Source organism: Xenorhabdus taiwanensis (assembly GCF_036512875.1).
GTDB lineage: Bacteria > Pseudomonadota > Gammaproteobacteria > Enterobacterales > Enterobacteriaceae > Xenorhabdus > Xenorhabdus taiwanensis.
The window spans coordinates 3,335,361-3,354,477 of record NZ_AP028978.1 but is presented as its reverse complement, the minus strand read 5'-3'; the positions used below and the strand labels follow the sequence as shown (position 1 = coordinate 3,354,477).

The 19,117-nt window shown below is 51.1% G+C and carries 22 protein-coding genes; 21 read left to right on the top strand and 1 reads right to left on the bottom strand.

The features are described from left to right. Genes ACE1SE_RS15560 through ACE1SE_RS15510 form a run of 11 tightly spaced genes read left to right on the top strand, consistent with a single transcriptional unit; the run spans position 1 to position 7,288 of the window. Positions 1-1,737, top strand: coding sequence for a terminase large subunit (locus ACE1SE_RS15560; RefSeq protein ID WP_374051640.1), 1,737 nt, complete (start codon positions 1-3; stop codon positions 1,735-1,737). Positions 1,738-1,744: 7 nt separating this feature from the next. After that, positions 1,745-1,921 carry a hypothetical protein gene (locus ACE1SE_RS15555; protein WP_374051639.1) on the top strand — a complete coding sequence of 59 codons (177 nt, stop codon included), beginning with the start codon at positions 1,745-1,747 and terminating at the stop codon, positions 1,919-1,921. After that, positions 1,921-3,162, top strand: a complete 1,242-nt coding sequence (locus ACE1SE_RS15550; protein ID WP_374051638.1) for a phage portal protein — start codon at positions 1,921-1,923, stop codon at positions 3,160-3,162. The genes ACE1SE_RS15555 and ACE1SE_RS15550 overlap by 1 nt, the downstream gene beginning before the upstream one ends. Continuing rightward, positions 3,140-3,790, top strand: coding sequence for an HK97 family phage prohead protease (locus ACE1SE_RS15545; RefSeq protein ID WP_374053691.1), 651 nt, complete (start codon positions 3,140-3,142; stop codon positions 3,788-3,790). Before ACE1SE_RS15550 ends, ACE1SE_RS15545 begins: the two co-directional genes overlap by 23 nt. 12 nt (positions 3,791-3,802) lie before the next feature. Next, positions 3,803-5,014 (top strand): phage major capsid protein, encoded by a 1,212-nt coding sequence (locus ACE1SE_RS15540; protein WP_374051637.1) that lies wholly within the window; start codon positions 3,803-3,805, stop codon positions 5,012-5,014. Positions 5,015-5,059: 45 nt separating this feature from the next. After that, positions 5,060-5,356: a head-tail connector protein gene (locus tag ACE1SE_RS15535; RefSeq protein WP_374051636.1), complete on the top strand. Its 297-nt coding sequence runs from the start codon at positions 5,060-5,062 to the stop codon at positions 5,354-5,356. 9 nt (positions 5,357-5,365) lie between these two features. Then, positions 5,366-5,692 carry a phage head closure protein gene (locus ACE1SE_RS15530; RefSeq protein WP_374051635.1) on the top strand — a complete coding sequence of 109 codons (327 nt, stop codon included), beginning with the start codon at positions 5,366-5,368 and terminating at the stop codon, positions 5,690-5,692. After that, positions 5,679-6,068, top strand: a complete 390-nt coding sequence (locus tag ACE1SE_RS15525; protein WP_374051634.1) for a hypothetical protein — start codon at positions 5,679-5,681, stop codon at positions 6,066-6,068. Before ACE1SE_RS15530 ends, ACE1SE_RS15525 begins: the two co-directional genes overlap by 14 nt. Next, entirely contained in the window at positions 6,061-6,465 is a 405-nt protein-coding gene (locus ACE1SE_RS15520; RefSeq protein ID WP_374051633.1) for an HK97-gp10 family putative phage morphogenesis protein, read from the top strand. The genes ACE1SE_RS15525 and ACE1SE_RS15520 overlap by 8 nt, the downstream gene beginning before the upstream one ends. A gap of 11 nt (positions 6,466-6,476) precedes the next feature. Beyond that, positions 6,477-6,944: a phage tail protein gene (locus tag ACE1SE_RS15515; RefSeq protein ID WP_374051632.1), complete on the top strand. Its 468-nt coding sequence runs from the start codon at positions 6,477-6,479 to the stop codon at positions 6,942-6,944. After that, positions 6,941-7,288 carry a phage tail protein gene (locus ACE1SE_RS15510; protein WP_374051631.1) on the top strand — a complete coding sequence of 116 codons (348 nt, stop codon included), beginning with the start codon at positions 6,941-6,943 and terminating at the stop codon, positions 7,286-7,288. Before ACE1SE_RS15515 ends, ACE1SE_RS15510 begins: the two co-directional genes overlap by 4 nt. On the opposite strand, the gene ACE1SE_RS15505 is transcribed toward ACE1SE_RS15510, so the two are convergent. Beyond that, positions 7,285-7,425 (bottom strand): hypothetical protein, encoded by a 141-nt coding sequence (locus tag ACE1SE_RS15505; protein WP_374051630.1) that lies wholly within the window; start codon positions 7,423-7,425, stop codon positions 7,285-7,287. The genes ACE1SE_RS15510 and ACE1SE_RS15505 overlap by 4 nt on opposite strands. 90 nt (positions 7,426-7,515) lie before the next feature. On the opposite strand from ACE1SE_RS15505, the gene ACE1SE_RS15500 reads away from it, so the two are divergent. From ACE1SE_RS15500 to ACE1SE_RS15455, 10 genes are all read left to right on the top strand, one after another. Further along, complete coding sequence (locus ACE1SE_RS15500) at positions 7,516-10,854, top strand: phage tail tape measure protein (protein WP_374051629.1); 3,339 nt, start codon at positions 7,516-7,518, stop codon at positions 10,852-10,854. Further along, entirely contained in the window at positions 10,851-11,183 is a 333-nt protein-coding gene (locus ACE1SE_RS15495) for a phage tail protein (protein ID WP_374051628.1), read from the top strand. Before ACE1SE_RS15500 ends, ACE1SE_RS15495 begins: the two co-directional genes overlap by 4 nt. 11 nt (positions 11,184-11,194) lie before the next feature. Next, positions 11,195-11,935 (top strand): phage minor tail protein L, encoded by a 741-nt coding sequence (locus tag ACE1SE_RS15490; protein ID WP_374051627.1) that lies wholly within the window; start codon positions 11,195-11,197, stop codon positions 11,933-11,935. Between the two features lie 62 nt (positions 11,936-11,997). Further along, on the top strand, positions 11,998-12,306 hold the full coding sequence (locus ACE1SE_RS15485) for a hypothetical protein (RefSeq protein ID WP_374051626.1): 309 nt from the start codon (positions 11,998-12,000) through the stop codon (positions 12,304-12,306). Positions 12,307-12,366: 60 nt separating this feature from the next. After that, positions 12,367-13,071, top strand: a complete 705-nt coding sequence (locus ACE1SE_RS15480; RefSeq protein ID WP_374051625.1) for a C40 family peptidase — start codon at positions 12,367-12,369, stop codon at positions 13,069-13,071. Continuing rightward, positions 13,071-13,646 carry a tail assembly protein gene (locus tag ACE1SE_RS15475; RefSeq protein ID WP_374053690.1) on the top strand — a complete coding sequence of 192 codons (576 nt, stop codon included), beginning with the start codon at positions 13,071-13,073 and terminating at the stop codon, positions 13,644-13,646. The genes ACE1SE_RS15480 and ACE1SE_RS15475 overlap by 1 nt, the downstream gene beginning before the upstream one ends. Positions 13,647-13,698: 52 nt before the next feature. Beyond that, entirely contained in the window at positions 13,699-17,091 is a 3,393-nt protein-coding gene (locus ACE1SE_RS15470) for a TipJ family phage tail tip protein (protein ID WP_374051624.1), read from the top strand. Next, complete coding sequence (locus ACE1SE_RS15465; RefSeq protein ID WP_374050981.1) at positions 17,088-17,387, top strand: hypothetical protein; 300 nt, start codon at positions 17,088-17,090, stop codon at positions 17,385-17,387. The genes ACE1SE_RS15470 and ACE1SE_RS15465 overlap by 4 nt, the downstream gene beginning before the upstream one ends. 6 nt (positions 17,388-17,393) lie before the next feature. After that, the gene (locus tag ACE1SE_RS15460) at positions 17,394-18,050 is read left to right on the top strand and encodes a hypothetical protein (protein WP_374050980.1); all 657 of its coding nucleotides are present in this window, start codon (positions 17,394-17,396) and stop codon (positions 18,048-18,050) included. A 13-nt stretch (positions 18,051-18,063) separates the two neighbouring features. Then, positions 18,064-19,116, top strand: a complete 1,053-nt coding sequence (locus ACE1SE_RS15455) for a gp53-like domain-containing protein (RefSeq protein ID WP_374051623.1) — start codon at positions 18,064-18,066, stop codon at positions 19,114-19,116. Position 19,117: the final 1 nt, after the last annotated feature.

The window sequence follows — 19,117 nt, the reverse complement described above, 5'->3', positions numbered from 1 at the left end:
ATGGCAAAAGTATCTGATGGCATTCGCTACGCCGAACGGGTCGTAGCGGGTGAGATTGTCGCCGGGGAACTGGTGCAGCTCGCCTGCCAGCGTTTCCTGAATGACCTGAAAACCGGAGAAGCCCGTGGCATTGTGTTCAGTGAACCCCGCGCCCAGCATATCCTGAACTTTTACAAATTCGTGCCCCATGTCAAGGGTGCACTGGCAGGGAAGCCCATTGATCTGATGGACTGGCATGTTTTTATTCTCATCAATATCTTTGGCTTTGTCCGTCCGCTGATTGATGAACAGACTGGCGAAACCGTCCTGCGCAATGATGGCAGCGGACGACCGGTGATGGTGCGTCGTTTCCGTACCGCGTATAACGAAGTGGCACGTAAAAATGCCAAATCGACCTTATCCTCTGGCATCGGGCTGTACATGACCGGCGCGGACAGTGAGGGCGGGGCGGAGGTGTATTCGGCGGCGACAACCCGCGATCAGGCCCGTATCGTGTTTGAGGATGCAAAGAGCATGATCAAGCAGGCCAGACCCACGTTAGGCCGGTTGTTTGCGTTCAATAAGCTGGCGATTTATCAGGAACAATCGGCCTCCAAGTTTGAGCCGCTGTCCAGTGATGCCAATAACCTTGATGGCCTCAATATCCATTGTGGGATTGTCGATGAGCTGCATGCACACCGCACCCGTGATGTGTGGGATGTACTGGAAACGGCCACCGGTGCACGCTTGCAGTCCCTGCTGTTTGGGATCACGACGGCGGGCTTTAATAAGGAAGGTATTTGTTACGAACTGCGCGACTATGCTATCAAGGTATTGCGCGGGCAAGCCCCGGATGACACCTTCTTCGCCCTGATTTATACGCTGGATAAAGACGACGACCCGTTTGATGAGACCGTGTGGCAGAAAGCCAACCCCGGATTGGGTATCTGCAAACGCTGGGATGACCTGCGCCGGCTGGCGAAAAAGGCCAAAGAACAGGTCTCAGCGCGGCACAATTTCTTCACCAAGCACATGAACCTGTGGGTTACAGCGGAATCGGCGTGGATGGATATGCTTAAGTGGGATGACTGCGAACCGCTGGCACCCCCGCATGAACTGAAAACCTACCCGATGTGGGTCGGCGTGGATTTGGCGAACAAGATTGATATCTGTGCCGCCGTCAAGGTGTGGCAGGGCAATAACGGACATGTCCATGCTGACTTTAAGTTCTGGTTACCGGAAGGCCGACTGGAACGTTGCTCCCGTCAAATGGCGGAGCTTTACCGCAAGTGGGATGAGATGGGTGTCCTGACACTGACCGAGGGTGAGGTAGTCGATCATGCCCAGATAAAAGAAGAACTGTTGCAATGGGTGGCTGGCGACAACTTAAAAGAGCTGGGCTTCGATCCGTGGAGTGCGCTCCAGTTCAGTCTGGCACTGAAGGAAGACGGCGTACCTCTGGTGGAAGTGGCGCAAACCGTGCGTAACCTGTCCGAAGCCATGAAATCACTGGAAGCGGCGGTGTACAGCGGCAAATTCCACCATAACGCCCACCCGGTGATGAACTGGATGATGAGTAACGTTACCATCAAGCCGGATAAAAATGACAACATTTTCCCCAACAAATCCACGCCGGAAGCCAAAATCGATGGTCCCGTTGCGTTGTTTACTGCCCTGAGCCGGTTGCTGGTGAATGGGGGTGAGCAGCCGGAAAGTCTCTCTGACATCCTGATCAATCGGGGTTTACGTTCCCTCTGAGGTTTTTATGAAACTGTTAATTTATGTTACCCCGCTGGTCGGACTGGCAGGCGGCGGCCTATTGTCTTATGGCGCGTGGCTGTTGTTGCCAGCGTCGGGGTTCATGGTGGCGGGCGGGCTGTGTCTGGGCTGGTCGTATCTGGTCTCGCGGATGCTGGGTCACACACCGGATAGGGAGGCCTGATGTTCTTTCCCGGACTGTTTCGAAAATCCGCCGAACCGATGACCTCACGGGAGTTGAGCGAACTGATCGGCTTGTCCTATGACACTTACACCGGACGGCGGGTCAGCCCGCAATTAGCGATGCAACTGACCGCCGTATTCAGTTGTGTGCGGGTGCTGGCAGAATCGGTCGGTATGCTGCCCTGTTCGCTGTATGAGCAACTGGACAGGGGGAACCGGCGCGCCGTCAACGAGCGGCTGCATAAGCTACTGTCGGTAAAGCCTAATAACTACATGACCCCGCAGGAGTTCTGGGAGTTGCTGATTGCCTGCCTGTGCCTGCGCGGCAACTTCTATGCCTACAAGGTGAAGGCGTTGGGGGAAGTGGTGGAATTATTGCCCCTCGATCCGGGCAGCGTGGCACCGAAACTGAATAATGACTGGCTGCCGGAATACCAGGTGACCTTTCCGAACGGTGATACCGCCACCCTGAGCCAGAATGAAATCTGGCATGTGCGCATCTTTACATTGAATGGACTTGTGGGGTTAAGCCCGATTGCCTATGCGCGACAGGCGATAGGGTTAGGGCTGGCGACCGAAGAGCACGGGTCGCGGTTGTTCGGTAACGGGGCGGTCACCAGCGGCGTCCTGCAAACGGATCAGCCACTGAAAAACGAGGCTTTTGAGCGGCTGAAAGCGGATTTTGAGTCCCGCCATCAGGGGTTGGTCAATGCCCATAAACCTCTCATCCTGGAGGCCGGGCTGAAATGGCAGCAAATCAGCTTATCCGCCGAAGATGCACAGTTTCTGGAAACCCGCAAGTTTCAGTTGGAGGAAATTTGCCGCATCTTCCGGGTGCCCCTGCATATGGTGCAGAACACTGACCGCGCCACCTTTAACAACATTGAGAATTTAGGGATTGGGTTTATCAACTATTCACTCGTCCCCTATCTCATCCGCATTGAACAACGGATTAATGCCGGGCTGGTGAAAAGCAGCCAGCAGGGACGGCTTTATGCCAAGTTCAATACGGGTGCCCTGTTACGTGGTGATATGAAATCCCGCTTTGAAGCCTACGCGACCGGGATTAATTGGGGGATCTACTCACCGAACGAGTGCCGGGAGCTGGAAGAACTCAACCCGCGTGAGGGCGGTGATATTTATCTTACCCCGATGAATATGACGACCAAACCGGAGAATACCGCTAAAAAACCCCCAACGGAGGATAAACCGCATGCCGATGATGACCAAACAGCGGCTTGATGTTCCCCTGAAAATCAAATCCGTCAGCGACTCCGGTGAGTTCGAGGGCTACGGTTCGGTTTTCGGGGTCAAAGACAGCTACGACGATATTGTGTTGCCGGGAGCGTTCGCTAACACCCTGACACAGTGGGGTGACAAAGGCAGCCTGCCCGCGTTGCTCTGGCAGCACCGGATGGATGAGCCGATCGGTATCTATACCGAGATGAAAGAAGATGAGATTGGCCTATACCTCAAAGGGCGACTGTTGGTTGACGATGATCCATTGGCAAAACGGGCACATGCCCACATGAAAGCCGGTTCGCTTTCCGGGCTGTCTATCGGCTATATCCTGAAAGATTGGGAATATGACCGGAGCAAAGAGGCATTTTTACTAAAAGAGCTGGATTTATGGGAAGTGAGTCTGGTGACCTTTCCCGCTAACGACGAAGCGAGGGTAAACAACGTGAAATCGGCGTTTGCCCGCGGCGAATTACCCTCACAAAAGAGTATTGAGCGAGTCCTGCGTGACGTTGGACTCTCTCGCTCTCAGGCCAAAGCCTTTATGGCAGAGGGCTATAAGTCACTGTCTCCGCGCGACGTGGACACCGTGTCTGCACTGAATGCACTGAAATCATTACATTTTAACTAACCGGAGTTTTTTATGGCTATTGAAGTCAAAGACGTACAACAGGTCGCGCAGGAAATCCAGCAGCGTTTTGATGAGTTCAAAGAAAAGAACGATAAGCGCATTGAGGCAATTGAGGCGGAAAAAGGCAAATTAGCCGGACAGGTGGAAACCTTGAATGGCAAGCTGTCCGAGCTGGATACCCTGAAAGCCGGGCTGGAAGAAGAGCTGGCCGGACTGAAACGCCCGGCAGGCGGCACCAACAGCAAAGTGGTGAGTGAACACAAGGCCGCCTTTGGCCAGTTTATCCGCAAGGGCAGGGAAGACGGGCTGGCCGAACTGGAACAAAAGGCGATGCAGACCACGACCGATCCCGATGGCGGCTATGCTGTGCCGGAAGAACTGGATCGCAATATCATTACGGCACTGCGTGATGAAGTGGTTATGCGTCAGGAGTGTAATGTTGTCACCGTGGGTTCGCCTAACTTTAAACGTCTGGTTAATCAAGGCGGAACTAACAGTGGCTGGGTTGGTGAAGTGGATGAACGCCCTGAGACCAGCACCTCAAAATTAACCTCTATTGAGCCAATCTGGGGTGAAATTTACGGCAACCCAGCAGCAACACAAACCATGCTTGATGATGCTTTCTTTAATGTTGAGCAATTTATCACGGGTGAACTGACTATTGAATTTGCTGAGCAAGAAGAAGCTGCGTTCACTAACGGCAATGGTGTTAAAAAGCCAAAAGGCCTATTAGCATATGGCAGTGATGACAAAGCAGACAAAGATCGCGAGTGGGGCACCCTGCAACACCTGCTGCTGAAAAAGTCGACTGACATCACCGCGGACGAAATCATGCAGCTCATTTACACCCTGCGTAAGCCTTACCGCACCGGGGCGAAATTTATGATGAACAACAACCTGTTGTTTAAGGTACGTACCCTGAAAGACAGCCAGGGCAACTACCTGTGGCAGCCGGGCTTGCAGTTAGGGCAACCCTCCGCTTTGCTGGGCTACGGCATTGCGGAGAATGAGCAGTTTGCGGACTTGGGCGCAGATGCGGTGCCGGTGGCGTTTGGTAACTTCAAGCGTTGCTACACTATTCTGGATCGCCTCGGGGTGCGCATGTTGCGCGATCCGTACACCAACAAACCGTTTGTGCAGTTCTACACCACTAAGCGCGTGGGGTCCCTGTTAGTGGACAGCAACGCAGTGAAGCTGCTGAAAGCGGCCGCGGGTGGGAAGTAAGTCATCTTTGGGCGGCCTCGTGCCGCCTTATTATTGGGGGGAAATATGTCGCTACCCACGATTGAAGAGCTGCGCTTGCAGTGTCGGATTGACTCCGATGAAGAAGATACCCTGTTGCAAGCTTATCTTGAGTCTGCCAGAGAAAAGGCTATCAATTACCTGAATCGCAATGTCTACGAAGAAGTGGTGCCTGATACCGACCCTAACGGGATGCTATTCACCCCCTTGATTAAGCTGGCTTTAATGCTGGCGGTGGGGTTCTGGTATGAGACCCGCGACCCGAAGCGACTTCCTCCGGGATTCAGGGACTTACTGGATGATTATCGGATAAAACCCGTCTAGGAGGTCAGGATGCTGGCGAATGAAATCAACAAACGTATCAGACTGTTTCGCCCTGTGATTACCCGTGATGGCTTCGGCACTGAAACCGTCACGCCGGAATACGTCACCACGGTCTGGGCGAAAGCGGAAGCAATGTCTAACCGCAAGATCCGCACGGCTGACCAGCAGCAGGTGATTGAGGTACAACAGTTTACTGTCAGGCCACGTAAAGAGATTGATGTTAACTGGCTGGTTGAGTATCAGGGGCGGCGGTTTACTGTGCGCACGGTAGATCGCAATCGCCCCGACCGCGCTATTATCACCACAGAGGCCGATGTCCGTCATGATAGAGCTTGATATACATGCCGATTTAGAGCGGATCACCCAATTACCGGTTTATCCGCTGATATTGCCGTCCTCGGTATTGGAAGGTGTGACCTACCAGCGTATCAGTGACCCGAAGTTCAATACCGGACTGGTGCCTGTGCGACTGATTGAAGGGCGCTTTCAAATCAGCATCATCACCCTGAATTACACCAAGGCTCTACAACTGGAAGCCCGATTGCGCGCGACGTGGGAAGCCGTACAGCATGGTGCTATCGGACGTACGCCAGTGCAGACCATTTCACGCGGGGCATTGATTCAGGACATGACCGAGGAAACCAACAACCGTAAACGCTACCGCGTCACCCGCGATTTTATCATCACCTTTACGGAGGTGCCCGATGATTAGCGCCAAAATATCCGGTCTGGAGGCGCTGGGGCGCCAGCTACAGGCATTGAATATTGCACTCCAGACCCAAATCTTGCGCAAGGCAGGGAAAGCCGCGATGGAAATCGTCAAAGAAGATATGGAAACCCACGCCGGATACGACCAGAAAAGTGATGGTCCCCATCTGCGGGACAATATCAAAATCCGTTCCACAAAATCATGGAAATACAAGGGCGGGGTGATGATCACCGTAGGCCCCACGCAACCCCATCATATGAAAGCGCTGGCGCAGGAAATAGGCACCCTCAAGCAGGTGCCGAAGCCGTTTATCCGCCCGGCGCTGGATTACAACAAAACCGCTGTAGTTAAGGTGCTTGCGCAGGAAATCCGCGACGCCTTGTCCATTTACAGTCAATAGGAGAACACACGATGGCAACATCCCCCGAATATGCCGTATTGCCTGCCGGTACGGTCGTGAAGTTTGGCAACCCCGGCGATACCGTGGAAAAAATGCGCCCATTGATTAACTGTAAGGCGCTGGGTGCCACGGGGTTAACGGGCAGTTTTATTGACTGCACTACCCTGATGGATACCAACAAACAGTTTATTTCCGATATGCCGGAAGGTCCCGAAAAGTCACTAGGCTTTATCGATGACCCTGAGAACGCCGATTTTACGGCATTCCTGAATGCAGCCGAAAAACGCGAAACCGTCCAGTTTTACATTGCCCTGCCGAACAAGCGCACGGCAACGATGATACTGGCACTGTCCGGCTGGGAAATGAACGACATCAACGCGCCTGCCAGTGAAGTGATCCAAATCACCGTCAAGGGTAAACAAAATAATCTTGTCTGGGGTATCGCCAGCACGAAACAAACCGGAGTCACCCAACCATGAAAAACCTGAAAGCCGCCTTATTAACCCCACGTCCGCACATCAAAGCGGTAGAACTTTTTGGTACAAAAGTGAATTTGCGCCGCATGACCGCCGCTGAACTGATGAATCTGGAAGAGGCCGCGGATAAACTCAGTGACGAGGGTAACGGGCGCGAGGCATCCCGCCTGAATATCCAGAGGCTACTGGATTGCCTGGTGGACGATAAAGGTCAACCCATCCCTGCTGCCGATCTGCCCACGACCGATGAACTGATGGCGATCCACGATAACGCGACGATGATTGAGGCTATCCAGACCGTGAAGCGCCATTCCATCGGCACTTTGGAGGACGCCGAAAAAAACTAACCCGTTCGCCGACGCTGCATTTTGCCTTTACCCTTGCGGAACAGCTCGGCGAAATAGATCCCTACCGTATCCTGTCCTTGCCTGCGGCTACGCTCAATGAGTGGCAGGCATACTATCGGCTGAAAAACCGAAAGCAACCAGACCGTCCACCCACTGCGCCCGTATCTGCCCCCCGCGATACGATCCAGACGCAGTGTGATGCTGTTATGAAACTATTGGGTTAAATTATGGGAAATTTATCAACACTGACCGTGGGCTTGCTGGTCAATGCCACCTCGTTTAAGTCCCAGATCATGGACGCCTATCGTCACGCCGGACGGGAATCGGAGCGTTTTACCGATAAAGCGGCATCGGATGCCAAAAAGGTAAAGAAAACCTACAGTTCGCTGGCTAACCAGATTCAGTCCGTATCCGGCCGGTTAATGTTGCTGGCAGGGACAGGATTCTCACTGAGTACCATCATTTCGCATACCCGTAAATACGGGCAGGCGCTGTCTGACCTGTCCGCTATTACCGGGGCCACCGGCGCACAGTTAAAGAAACTGGACGAAGAAGCCCAGCGGCTGGGACGCACCACGGAGTTTGGGGCGACCCGGATTACCGAAGCGTTTAAGCTGATGGCGTCGGCCAAACCTGAGTTACTGAAAAGCGCCGAGGGACTGACACTCGCCACGGAGAAAGCGGTTATTCTGGCGCAGGCATCCGGGATTGAACTACCGGAGGCGACCAAAGCGTTAGCCTTGTCTTTAAACCAGTTCGGCGCCTCAGCAGAGCAGGCTGATCGCTTTATTAACGTACTGGCGGCTGGGGCAAAATATGGTTCCTCTGAAATCGGTGAAACCGCACAAGCCATCAAAAACGGTGGGACGGTGGCTGCACAGGCGGGAATTAGCTTTGAAGAACTCAGCGCTGCCATCCAGATACTGGCGGAACGGGGCATTAAAGGCTCAGAAGCCGGCACCGCCATTCGCAACGTCGTACTGGCGCTGGAGCGCTCAACAGACAAAAAGTTAAAACCTTCGGTGGTCGGGTTGTCTGCGGCACTGGAACATTTGACCACGAAAAACCTGTCTACGGCCGAGGCGGTTAAATTATTCGGTCGCGCCAATGTCAGTGCCGCCTCCAATCTCGTGACAGGCAGGGGAAAGCTGGATGACCTGACCCAAAAATTGACCGGCACACAGGTTGCTTATGAACAGGCATCAGCCAGGGCGAATAACCTGAGTTCCGATCTGGATGTATTGAGCAGTGCCTTTGAAGGGCTGGCGATTAAAGTCGGCCAGAGTGCAGATGGTCCCTTGCGTACCGGTGTTCAGGGGGCAACCAGTGCCATTAATACCCTGGCGGAAAATTTTAATCTGGCGGCGGCGGTTGCTTTGCATACGCTTATCCCGGTTGTAGCAACCAAACTGACGGCGGGGTTACGTGAGAATGTTAGCGCATGGAAAGCCACCGAGAAAGCCACGCGCAATGTGGCCAAGCAGAAAGCGGAAACCGCAAAACGCACCATTGAGCAGGCTAATGCAACAATTCAGTTAACCCAGCGTCAGGGTGAACATATTGAAAAAATGCGACAGCTCAACGGACAGCATGGTCTTTTCGTTAATTATTCTAAAGAAACTAATGCACTGTATCGAAAGGAAATGGAGGCGATCAAGCAAAAGGAAAGGGCGACCCGGCTCTTGGAGGTCGCTAACCGCCGACTCTCTTTTTCCTATCGTGCACTTTCGACATCTACAAATATGGCACGGAGCGCCCTTTTGTTAATGGGGGGCTGGACAGGTGCCGCTGTACTGGCAGGCTCAGCCCTGTATGGGTTATATAACCACACCGTACAGACAAAAGAGGGGTTGCGGCAATTAAAAGATGAAACCGTTGAAACTATTGCTGAACTGCAACGACTTTCTAGGGTTAAAATTGAAGTTTCAATCGATAAGATCAAAGAAAAAATAACGGATTTGCAAGACGAGCGAAAAGAAGTTGCTCGAAGGCTTGAGGGATACTCCGATAAAAAAATCAATTTGGCTGATAAAGGTTTTTTTGTATTCACTGATGCTGAAAAATTGAAAAAAGAGAAAAGAGAGCTACTTAGCCAATTAGAAGATCTTGATAAAAGTCTTGAGGTGCAAACCAAAAAACTTCAACATCATGAAAGCACAGTATCTATAGGGAAATTCGACGTTCCACCCCCGGATACATCCAAGTCCGAAGAGAGCAACAACAAATCTTGGACAGGCAGTGACGACGGCGAGGATAAAGGGAGCAAAAAGAAAAAAGGCAGCACTCAGATCCTGAATCAGTATCAGCAGTTACGTTTTGATATTGAACGGGCGCACACTACGAGTTTAGGCCGTATTCTGCTCAGCGAACAGGAGACGCAAAGAAAACTGGATGAAGTCGCTAAATCCGGCTTAGTCTCGCAAAATGAAATTGAACGCCTGAAAGCCCTCAATGCAGCAAACCACCAGAAACAGCGACAGGAACTGGCAGAACGCTACGCCCCGGCAAAAGCCCTTATCCGGCAAGAGAGGGATGCCAGCAAGGAGCTGAAAGCCCTGTACGCCGAGCGATTGTTAACTGAACAGGAATATTTTTTAGCCAGAAAAACTCTCCAACAAACCTCAGTGAAAGATCAGCTGACAGAACAGGCTAGACAGATTGCTATGCCACGTCTTGATATAGCGGGGGAGGTTGATCCAATCACCCAACTTAAGAACCAGCTCACCGAGCAAACAGCCTTATATGAGGCTTATTACCAAAATAACCTCATCAAAAAAGAGCGTTACGAGCAATTGGTCAATGCTGCTGACACCCGCTCCAGGGACGCGCAATTTGCAGCAGCCAAGGAGTTGTATGGTGCGCAGGGTGATTTTCAAAAAATGCAGATGAACCTGCTAGATGTTGTCGAGCAACGGACGGGTAATGCATTAACGGGAATGTTGACGGGTACTAAGTCATTCTCTGAATCCATGAAAGAACTGTCTGCATCATTGGCGCAATCCATTATTCAGGATTTGGTCCGTATCGCCATGCAAGCCATGATTACCAAGGCGCTATCTGGATTCTTCGGCGGACTCGGTGGAGCATCTATGGGGATCAGTTCGTTAGCGTCAGCGGGCAGCGGGGCATCATCAGCCAGCGTGGGCGCAATGGGAATGTCTACCAGTTGGCAGAGTTTTACCCCCAACGCCAAAGGCGGTGTCTACAACTCCCCTAGCCTGAGCAGTTACAGTGGGCAGATAGTTAGTAGCCCGAAGCTGTTTGCTTTTGCGAAAGGCGCAGGATTGATGGGTGAGGCGGGTCCCGAAGCTATTATGCCTCTCAAGCGTGGTCCTGACGGTAAGCTAGGCGTTCAGGCAACGGGCGGCGCAAGCAATCAGACAATTGTTAACGTTGACATCGTTGTGAATTCTGATGGTAACCACGAAGTGAAGGCGACCAGTGGGTTTGAGGCTGCGGGTCATGATGTTGCAAAGTTTATTGATCAGCGATTCAAATTATTACTACATAAGAGCCTGGGGCAGGGTGGTGAATTGAGCACAGCCATTAAAGGAGGCAGACGGTGATAAAGACATTTGATTTTCCCGCAAGGGTCGGTGCTGTTGGTGAATTTGAACCCGTGGTGCGTTCTGTTCAGTTCGGTGACGGGTATAAGCAAACCACCGGTGACGGGATTAATTCACAACGGGAAAGTTGGCCGTTGTCCTTTGTGGGTACGCTGTCTGAAATCGAACCTATTATTGTTTTTTTGCGTGAGCATCAGGGATGGCACTCATTTAAATGGCGTAATCCGCTATCTGAGTTGGGGTTGTATCAGGCCGGAAGATTCAACATACAAGCTAATGGATTTCACTTTACTCTCTCTGTGACGTTCACTCGCACCTATCATCCTTAAGAGGCTTTACCATGACAATCAATGCTACCCTCCAGCGCCTTGAGTCGGGGAATAAAATTCTTTTGTTTTCTGTCGATGGCTCAGTATTTGGTGGGCCAGAACTGTATTTCCATAATCACCCTATTTCTTATACAGAAAAGGAACTGGAAGGCAATATAGGTAATTTACCGATTAAATCAATCTGGTGGCAAGGCATAGAGTATAAGCCGTGGCCTGTGAGAATTGAGGGATTGGAGATCAACGGTGATGGCAAGGCGATATCACCCGTGCTCAGTGTTGCCAATCTGGATGGTGCTATCAGCGCCTTGTGTCTGGCGTATCAAAATATGGCGCAGGCGCGTGTCACAATCCATATGACGTTTGCGCATTATCTGGATGCCCGCAATTTTCCAGAGGGAAACCCAGAAGCTGATCCCACACAGGAAAAGATTGACGTCTACTATATTGACAGCAAGACGCATGAAGACAATACAGAAATTCATTTTGCCTTGTCTTCCCCCGATGACTTACAGGGCATTCAAATTCCAACACGACAGATCCATGGTCTTTGTACATGGTGTATGCGTGGATTGTACCGAAAATCACCCTGTAACTATACAGGAACGCGCTATTTTGATGAGGATAGCAACCCAACCAATGATCCATCAAAAGATGCATGCGGCGGACTAATGAGTGACTGTAAAGCTCGATATGGAGAGGGTGCTCAATTACCTTTCGGTGGCTTCCCTGGCTCTGCGTTGCTGAGACGATGATCATTTGCTACAAATAGGTGATATGATGACCAATCTCATTTATTTATGGATAGGATAATGACATGAAATATCACTCAATTCTTGCTGCTGCTGTGTTGTTGTTTTCATCCTCATATGCTGTTGCTCAGGAAGGGTATTGGTATGATGGCTGCCCAAAGTATTCAGAAAAAGGACTAAAGGAGGCATTAGATAGAGCGAAAAGCACTCCTGTTGAGTCTATCAAAGAGTTGCAGCAGTATAGCAAAGGAGAAGTTGAGGTGGGCTTAAAAACAATTGAGTGTGACGTACGTAATTTCAAGGAACGCAAAAAAGAAATAGAAAGAAGATTGCGGGAAATTGAAAACATACAAAAATATCAAACCCACTCTTAACCACGATTTAATTAAGCAAATCAGGCCCCACTTCGGGGCTTTTTTGTTATGGAGCTTTACATGCGCCCCCATATTACCCAATCCATCATGGATCACGCCAAATCAGAATACCCCAATGAATGTTGCGGTTTGGTGATTCAAAATAGCCGCAAACAGCAATATATCCCCTGTCGCAATACCGCGCCTTCACCCACAGAGCAATTCAGCATTCACCCCGAAGATTACGCTAATGCCGAGGATGCAGGAACTATTGTAGCAATTGTCCACAGTCACCCCGACGCAACAACACAGCCCAGCCAATTAGATATTGCTCAGTGTGACCTGTCACAAACCCCGTGGATAATTGTCTCATGGCCGGAGGGGGATATTCGTACTGTTATGCCAACGGAAGGTATTAAACCCCTATTGGGTCGCCCATTCGTCCACGGTATTTGGGACTGCTATTCCATCGTGCGCGATTGGTATCGACTGGAACGTAATATTGAATTACCGGATTTTACCCGCACCGATGGCTGGTGGAACCGGGGCGAAAATCTCTATATGCAGCACTACGCCTCGGCGGGGTTTGTTGAGTGCAGCGGGGAACTCCAGACCGGTGATGTGATCATTATGCAGGTACAAGCCAAAGAACCTAACCATGCTGGGGTGTATATCGGCGATGAATTAATGTTACACCACATGTACGGTCAACTGAGTAATCGTGTGTCTTACAGTGGTTACTGGCAGGAACGCACGGTGAAAATTGTCAGATATCAGGGGGAATGATGGAAATCCTACGCACAATACGCTTATACGGCACACTCGGTACGCAGTTCGGGCGAGAACACCGACTGGCAGTCTCATCACCGCAGGAAGCTATCAGGGCATTGTCCGTGTTAATTAATGGCTTTGAAAAGTTTCTGTTGACCGCGAAAGAGCGTGGATTAACTTTTGCCGTGTTCAGTGGAACACGCAATATCAACCAAGATGAACTGGCGTTTTCCGGTGCAGACGATATTCGTATTGCCCCGATGATCATTGGCAGTAAAAAGGCGGGTGTTTTCCAGACTATCCTCGGAGCCGTGATGGTCGTTGCGGGGGCGTTTTTATGGTATACGCCGTTTGGTGCACCCATGGTGACATCCGGCGTCGGTATGATGCTGGGGGGCGTGGTGCAAATGTTATCCCCGATGCCGGGCGGACTGGCGCGACGGGAAGATCCCGACAATAAACCCAGCTATGCCTTTGGTGGACCTGTCAACTCCATCGCGCAGGGGAACCCTGTGCCGATAGGGTACGGCAAACGCCGCATCGGGGGTGCCATCATCTCAGCGGGTATCTACGCCGAAGATCAGCAATAACGCTTTATTGTTTCTGTTAGGTCGCTCAGGCGGCTTTTTTTATGGGTGAAATATGAGAAATCATCTTATTCAGGGCAGCAAAGGCGGTAGCGACAGCCCTCGTACTCCTGTTGAATCACCGGACTCATTGCAGTCAACCTCGTATGCCAAAATCTTACTGGCATTGGGTGAGGGCGAGTTCGCGGGAGAACTGAATGGCACCAACATCTTTCTGGATAACACGCCGATTATTGGCCCGGAGGGTAAGCCCAATTTTGAGGGGGTGAAATGGGAATTTCGTCACGGAACCCCGCATCAGGATTATATTCCCGGCATGCCAGCTGTAGAAAATGAACTGACCGTCGGAACGGAATTGAACGAATCATGGGTCAGATCGGTCACCAATACTCAGTTATCTGCGGTGCGTATTCGGCTTTCGTGGCCGCAACTGCAAAAACAGGAAGAAAACGGTGATACAGTGGGGTATCGCATTGATTATACTATTGACGTGGCAACAGATGGCGGTTCGTATCAGGAGCTGCCCACGCTGGCTGCGGATGGCAAAACGACGACAAAATATGAACGCTCACACCGTGTGGATTTACCGAAAGCCCATTCTGGCTGGCAGGTGCGGGTACGTCGCCTGACACCAAAGCAGAACAGTATCCGGATTGCCGATGCAATGGTTGTGGAGGCCATTACGGAAGTGATTGACGCCAAGCTCAGTTACCCCGAAACAGCGCTATTATTTGTCCAGTTTGACGCCAAGCAGTTTCGTAATATTCCGCAAATATCCTGTGAACCGAAAATGCGTGTTATCCGCGTGCCCGATAATTATGACACTGAAAGCCGCAGCTATTCCGGTGTCTGGTCAGGGCAGTTTAAATGGGCATGGACAGATAACCCGGCGTGGGTGCTGTATGACCTGATGATTAATGATCGGTTCAGCATCGGCACGCGGGTTAAGGCTGAAAACCTGAGTCTGGCAAAATGGGATTTGTACCGCATTGCCCAATATTGCGATCAGCCGGTTCCTGATGGCAAGGGAGGGATGGAGCCGCGTCACACCTGCAATGTTTATATCCAGTCACAAGAGGATGCGTGGACGGTCTTACGGGATATCGCCGGTATCTTTCGGGGGATGACCTATTGGGCGAACAATAATATGAACGTGCTGGCGGATATGCCGCGTGATGTGGATTTTATCTACACACGTGCCAATGTGCGTGACGGTAAATTTGTTTATGCCAGCTCCAGCGAGAAAACTCATTACAGTACGGCAATGGTAAGCTGGTCAGATCCACAGAACGGCTATCAGGATGCAATAGAGCCTGTTTTCGATAACCGGTTAATCCGTCGTTATAATGTGAAACAGGCGGATGTGACGGCTATCGGCTGTACCCGCCAGAGTGAGGCTATCCGGCGCGGGAAGTGGATATTGCACACCAACGAATATGATCGGATGGTCACGTTTACGGTGGGGCTGGATGGTAAAATACCGTTACCCGGATACATTATCGGGGTGGCTGATGAAATGTTTTCCGGTCGCGTATTGGGTGGGCGCGTGAGTTCGGCGAATGGGCGTAACATTACGCTGGACAGAATATCCGCAGCAAAAGTGGGTGAGCGATTGATCCTAAATCTGCCATCAGGTAAAGCCGAGGGGCGCACCATTCAGGCCGTGAACGGGCAGGTTATCACAGTGACGACAGCCTACAGTGAAACGCCAGAGCCTGAATGTGTCTGGGCGATTGACGCAACGGATTTAGCCATTCAGCAATTCAGGGTGACGGGCATTAAAGAGAATGAAGATGGCGTGTCCTTTGAGATTACTGCTGTTGAGCATAATCCCGACAAATACGCCCGCATTGACACAGGCACCCGCATTGAAGAACGCCCCATTTCTGTTATCCCGCCCGGCGTCCAGTCACCGCCAAAAAATGTCACCATCAACAGTTATTCAGTTGTCAATCAGGGTATTGCAGTCACCACATTGCGCGTGACATGGGATGCGGCTGAGGGTGCGATTGCGTATGAGGCTGAGTGGCGGCGGGATAATGGCAACTGGATATCCGCCCCCCGAACCTCGACGCAAGGCTTTGAAGTGCCAAACGTCTATTCTGGTCGCTATCAGGCACGGGTGAGGGCAATTAATGCGGCTGAGATATCCAGTATCTGGGCGAATGCACCGGAAACCCGCCTGAAAGGGAAAGAAGGTAACCCGCCCGTACCGTTAGCTTTCAGAACCACACCGATTATCTTTGGCATCCAGTTAGATTGGGGTTTTGCCGCCCAGACTGACGACACACTGAAAACCGAAATCCAGTACAGCCGGACGAGGGATGGTGAGGGGTTGATGCTGCTGGCTGATATTCCCTATCCGCAGCGTACGCATACTATGCAAGGATTGGCGGCAGGTGTGGCATTTTGGTTCCGTGCACGGCTGGTGGATAAGTCGGGTAATCAATCCCCGTGGACAAGGTTTATGCGAGGGGAGTCTTCCTCTGATACAGACTGGATAGTCAAGGCAGCCGGCAACCAGTTCCTTTCCGCCGAAGCGGGCAAGCGCCTGCAATCCGACATGAACTGGAACGCTGAAAGCGCCCTTGAACTCACCAATGCGCAACAGCAATTATCCCGTGAACTGATGGTGCGTGACGGGGAGAGTAAGGCGCAGATTAGCGAACTCTGGCAGGTACGGGCAACGGATAATGAGGCGTGGGCGCAGAGAATAACGGAAGTTAATTCGTCGGTTGGGGCTAACGCATCCCGTATCAAAACGGTTGAGACCACGATAGCTGAGCGGGATAAATCGTTTGGCCAGCAATTTACCGAAATCCGTACCAGCATCGGGAACACTAACGATAGCGTGGGTAAAATTGCGGCGGATGTGGTGACTAACAAACAGGCCATATCCAGTACACAGAAAGCGGTGGCTGAATCAAAACAGCAGGTTCAGGCGCAATTTGGCGAACAACAGGCCATCATCAACAGCAAAATGCAGGCGGAATTTAACCAGAATGCCGGCTATGCCATCCACAGCGTGAATATCACCATTAACCGCAATGGGACAAAATATAACGCGGGTGGCATGGTGATTAGCGGTGAATTTAAGAACGGCAATCTGGAGTCGTATATTGGATTTTCTGCGAATAATTTTGCGTTCTATAACCCGACCAACGGCAAATTGGAGCCGTTTATGGCGGTCAAAAACGGTCAGGTGTTTATCAGGGACGGGTTTATTGATAAAGGCTATATCAGGGAAATTATCTTATCTGATGCCATCAGGTCAAAGAACTACGTACAGTACAGGGCAGGCTTTTTGATTAATGCGGCCACCGGTGCTTTTGAATTTAATGACATGCGTTCTCAGGCAGGGTTGCGCTGGGCGAATGGGGCAATTGCGTGTTATGACCAAAACGGACGGGTCAGGGCGGCAATGGGATATATAGGGCAATTTCGATGAGTGACTATGGTTTTGGTGTGTGGGACGAGCAGGGGCGGCAGCGTAATACAGGCATCCGCCCTTTTCTTTATGCGGGATTTATGAAGCTGAACAGCGGCCAGACGACAGGCGAACTCACTATCCCCCGTGAGCCGATGAGTCAGGGGCTGCGGCTGTCGTATGTGTTTATGTGCACACAAACGGGGGAATGGCCGAATGCCAAACGCCAGTTTTTGGTGAGAGACAACCAAATCATTATTTCAACAGGGCGCAGTGTGGCTGCTGAGGGCTGGCTGATTGCGTATTATACAGCGTGAGGATATATGGACTGGGGCGCATTTTTAACAACGAATGAAGGCATCCCGTGGTGGACACCCAAAACGACACCACTTTCTTTTGTTAGGAAAATATCGGTTACCATTGGCAGATGGTATGAAGGCATAGATACGCACATTAGCACAACGCAGCCGTGCATGGCATTTATGTGCGCCCATACAGACAGTGTAGAGAATGCACCTTATGGTGAACTCAGTAGTGGAAAAAGCCGCTGGCATATTGAGTTGTCAGCGCCAGATTCCCGTACCCCAACGGTGTGTGAGATTTACCTTTTTACCCTGGTTTATCCGCAGCCTGTCCCTGATTGGGGGATTGCTGTCTGGGATGAGAACGGGAAATGTGTGATGACCAGTGATACAAACCCGCTGGCGATTGAGGGGGAATATAACACCAACCAGCAAATGACATTGCGGGGAAAGAAAGCCTTGTTAATGCAAACGACAGGCTTGATTAGCTCGTCAATCGAACCACCCGGAGAATTACCCATACTGCAATACAGGGACACCTCTTTTTCTGCCTTCTTCAACGGTCATTCCACACAATTTGTTCCGGCAGCCGTATCAGGTCCCCTCTCTTGGATTGTTGAGTTCAGTATAGAAGATCTCACCAGCCCGTATATTGACTGCGCTCTTTACGACGTCTAACAGGAACCCCACCATGTTCTATTCACAAGGCACAATCAGCACCGTGTCCGGCTCGGCTATTGTCCGCGGCACGGGCACACGATTTAAATCGAATATCAACGGCGTTGCCCCCGGTCAGGTTATATTAATCCGGTCAGGCAACAACAACTTATTGCACATGATTCAGGCGGTGAACTCCGATACCGAACTGGTACTGGCGGATAGCGCTTTCCTTACCCTAAATTACGCAAAATACCAGATTCAGACCACCGTTCCTGATTCCATCTCAGATGGCGTCCGGCACTTGGTGGCTAACAACAGTTATATCACGCAGTTCCTCCAGAACATGGATAAATGGATGACACAGAATGGGACGGTCAGCGTGACATTGCCGAATGGTCAGACGGTGTCATTGCAGTCGATTAAGGCACTGTATGCGGCGATGTTAGACAAGAACAAGAACGGCGCCGATATTTATGATAAACAGGCGTTTGTGAAAAACCTCGGTTTGGCGGGAACCGTAGATCTCGCGAAAAATGCCTACCCCAAAACAGGCGGAGTAGTCTACGGAAGTATTGATGCTACGGGATATTTATCAAGTAATGCCGTGTATGAAGCGGGAGGGATCAGGGTTTACAGCGCGAATAATAAACCCACGCCCGATGACATTGGTGCTTACCCTAAAACGGGCGGAACCGTCAATGGTAATGTCGATGCGACTGGCTACGTGTCAGCCGGTAAGGTGTATGAAGCGGGTGGGATTCGAGTTTACAGTCCGAATAATCCACAGACCGAGGCGTTGTTAGAGACGAATGGATGGTATCGGGACACAGTGAACGGGGTCATTATTCAGTGGGGCAGTGGCAAATACCGTGATGGCCAATTTGTTAGATTTCCGCGACCATTTACCCGTGTAGTTGGTGCGGTGACGATCAGTGCTAACGCTAATGATGCTGCTGGTTTTGAAGTAGTACTCAGCTATCCTATCTCACTCAATGAGTTTTTTGTGGGTTGTGCTGTTTCCACAGGAAACGCATTTATTAATACTGTTCCGTTGAATTGTACGTGGATCGCGATTGGATATTGAG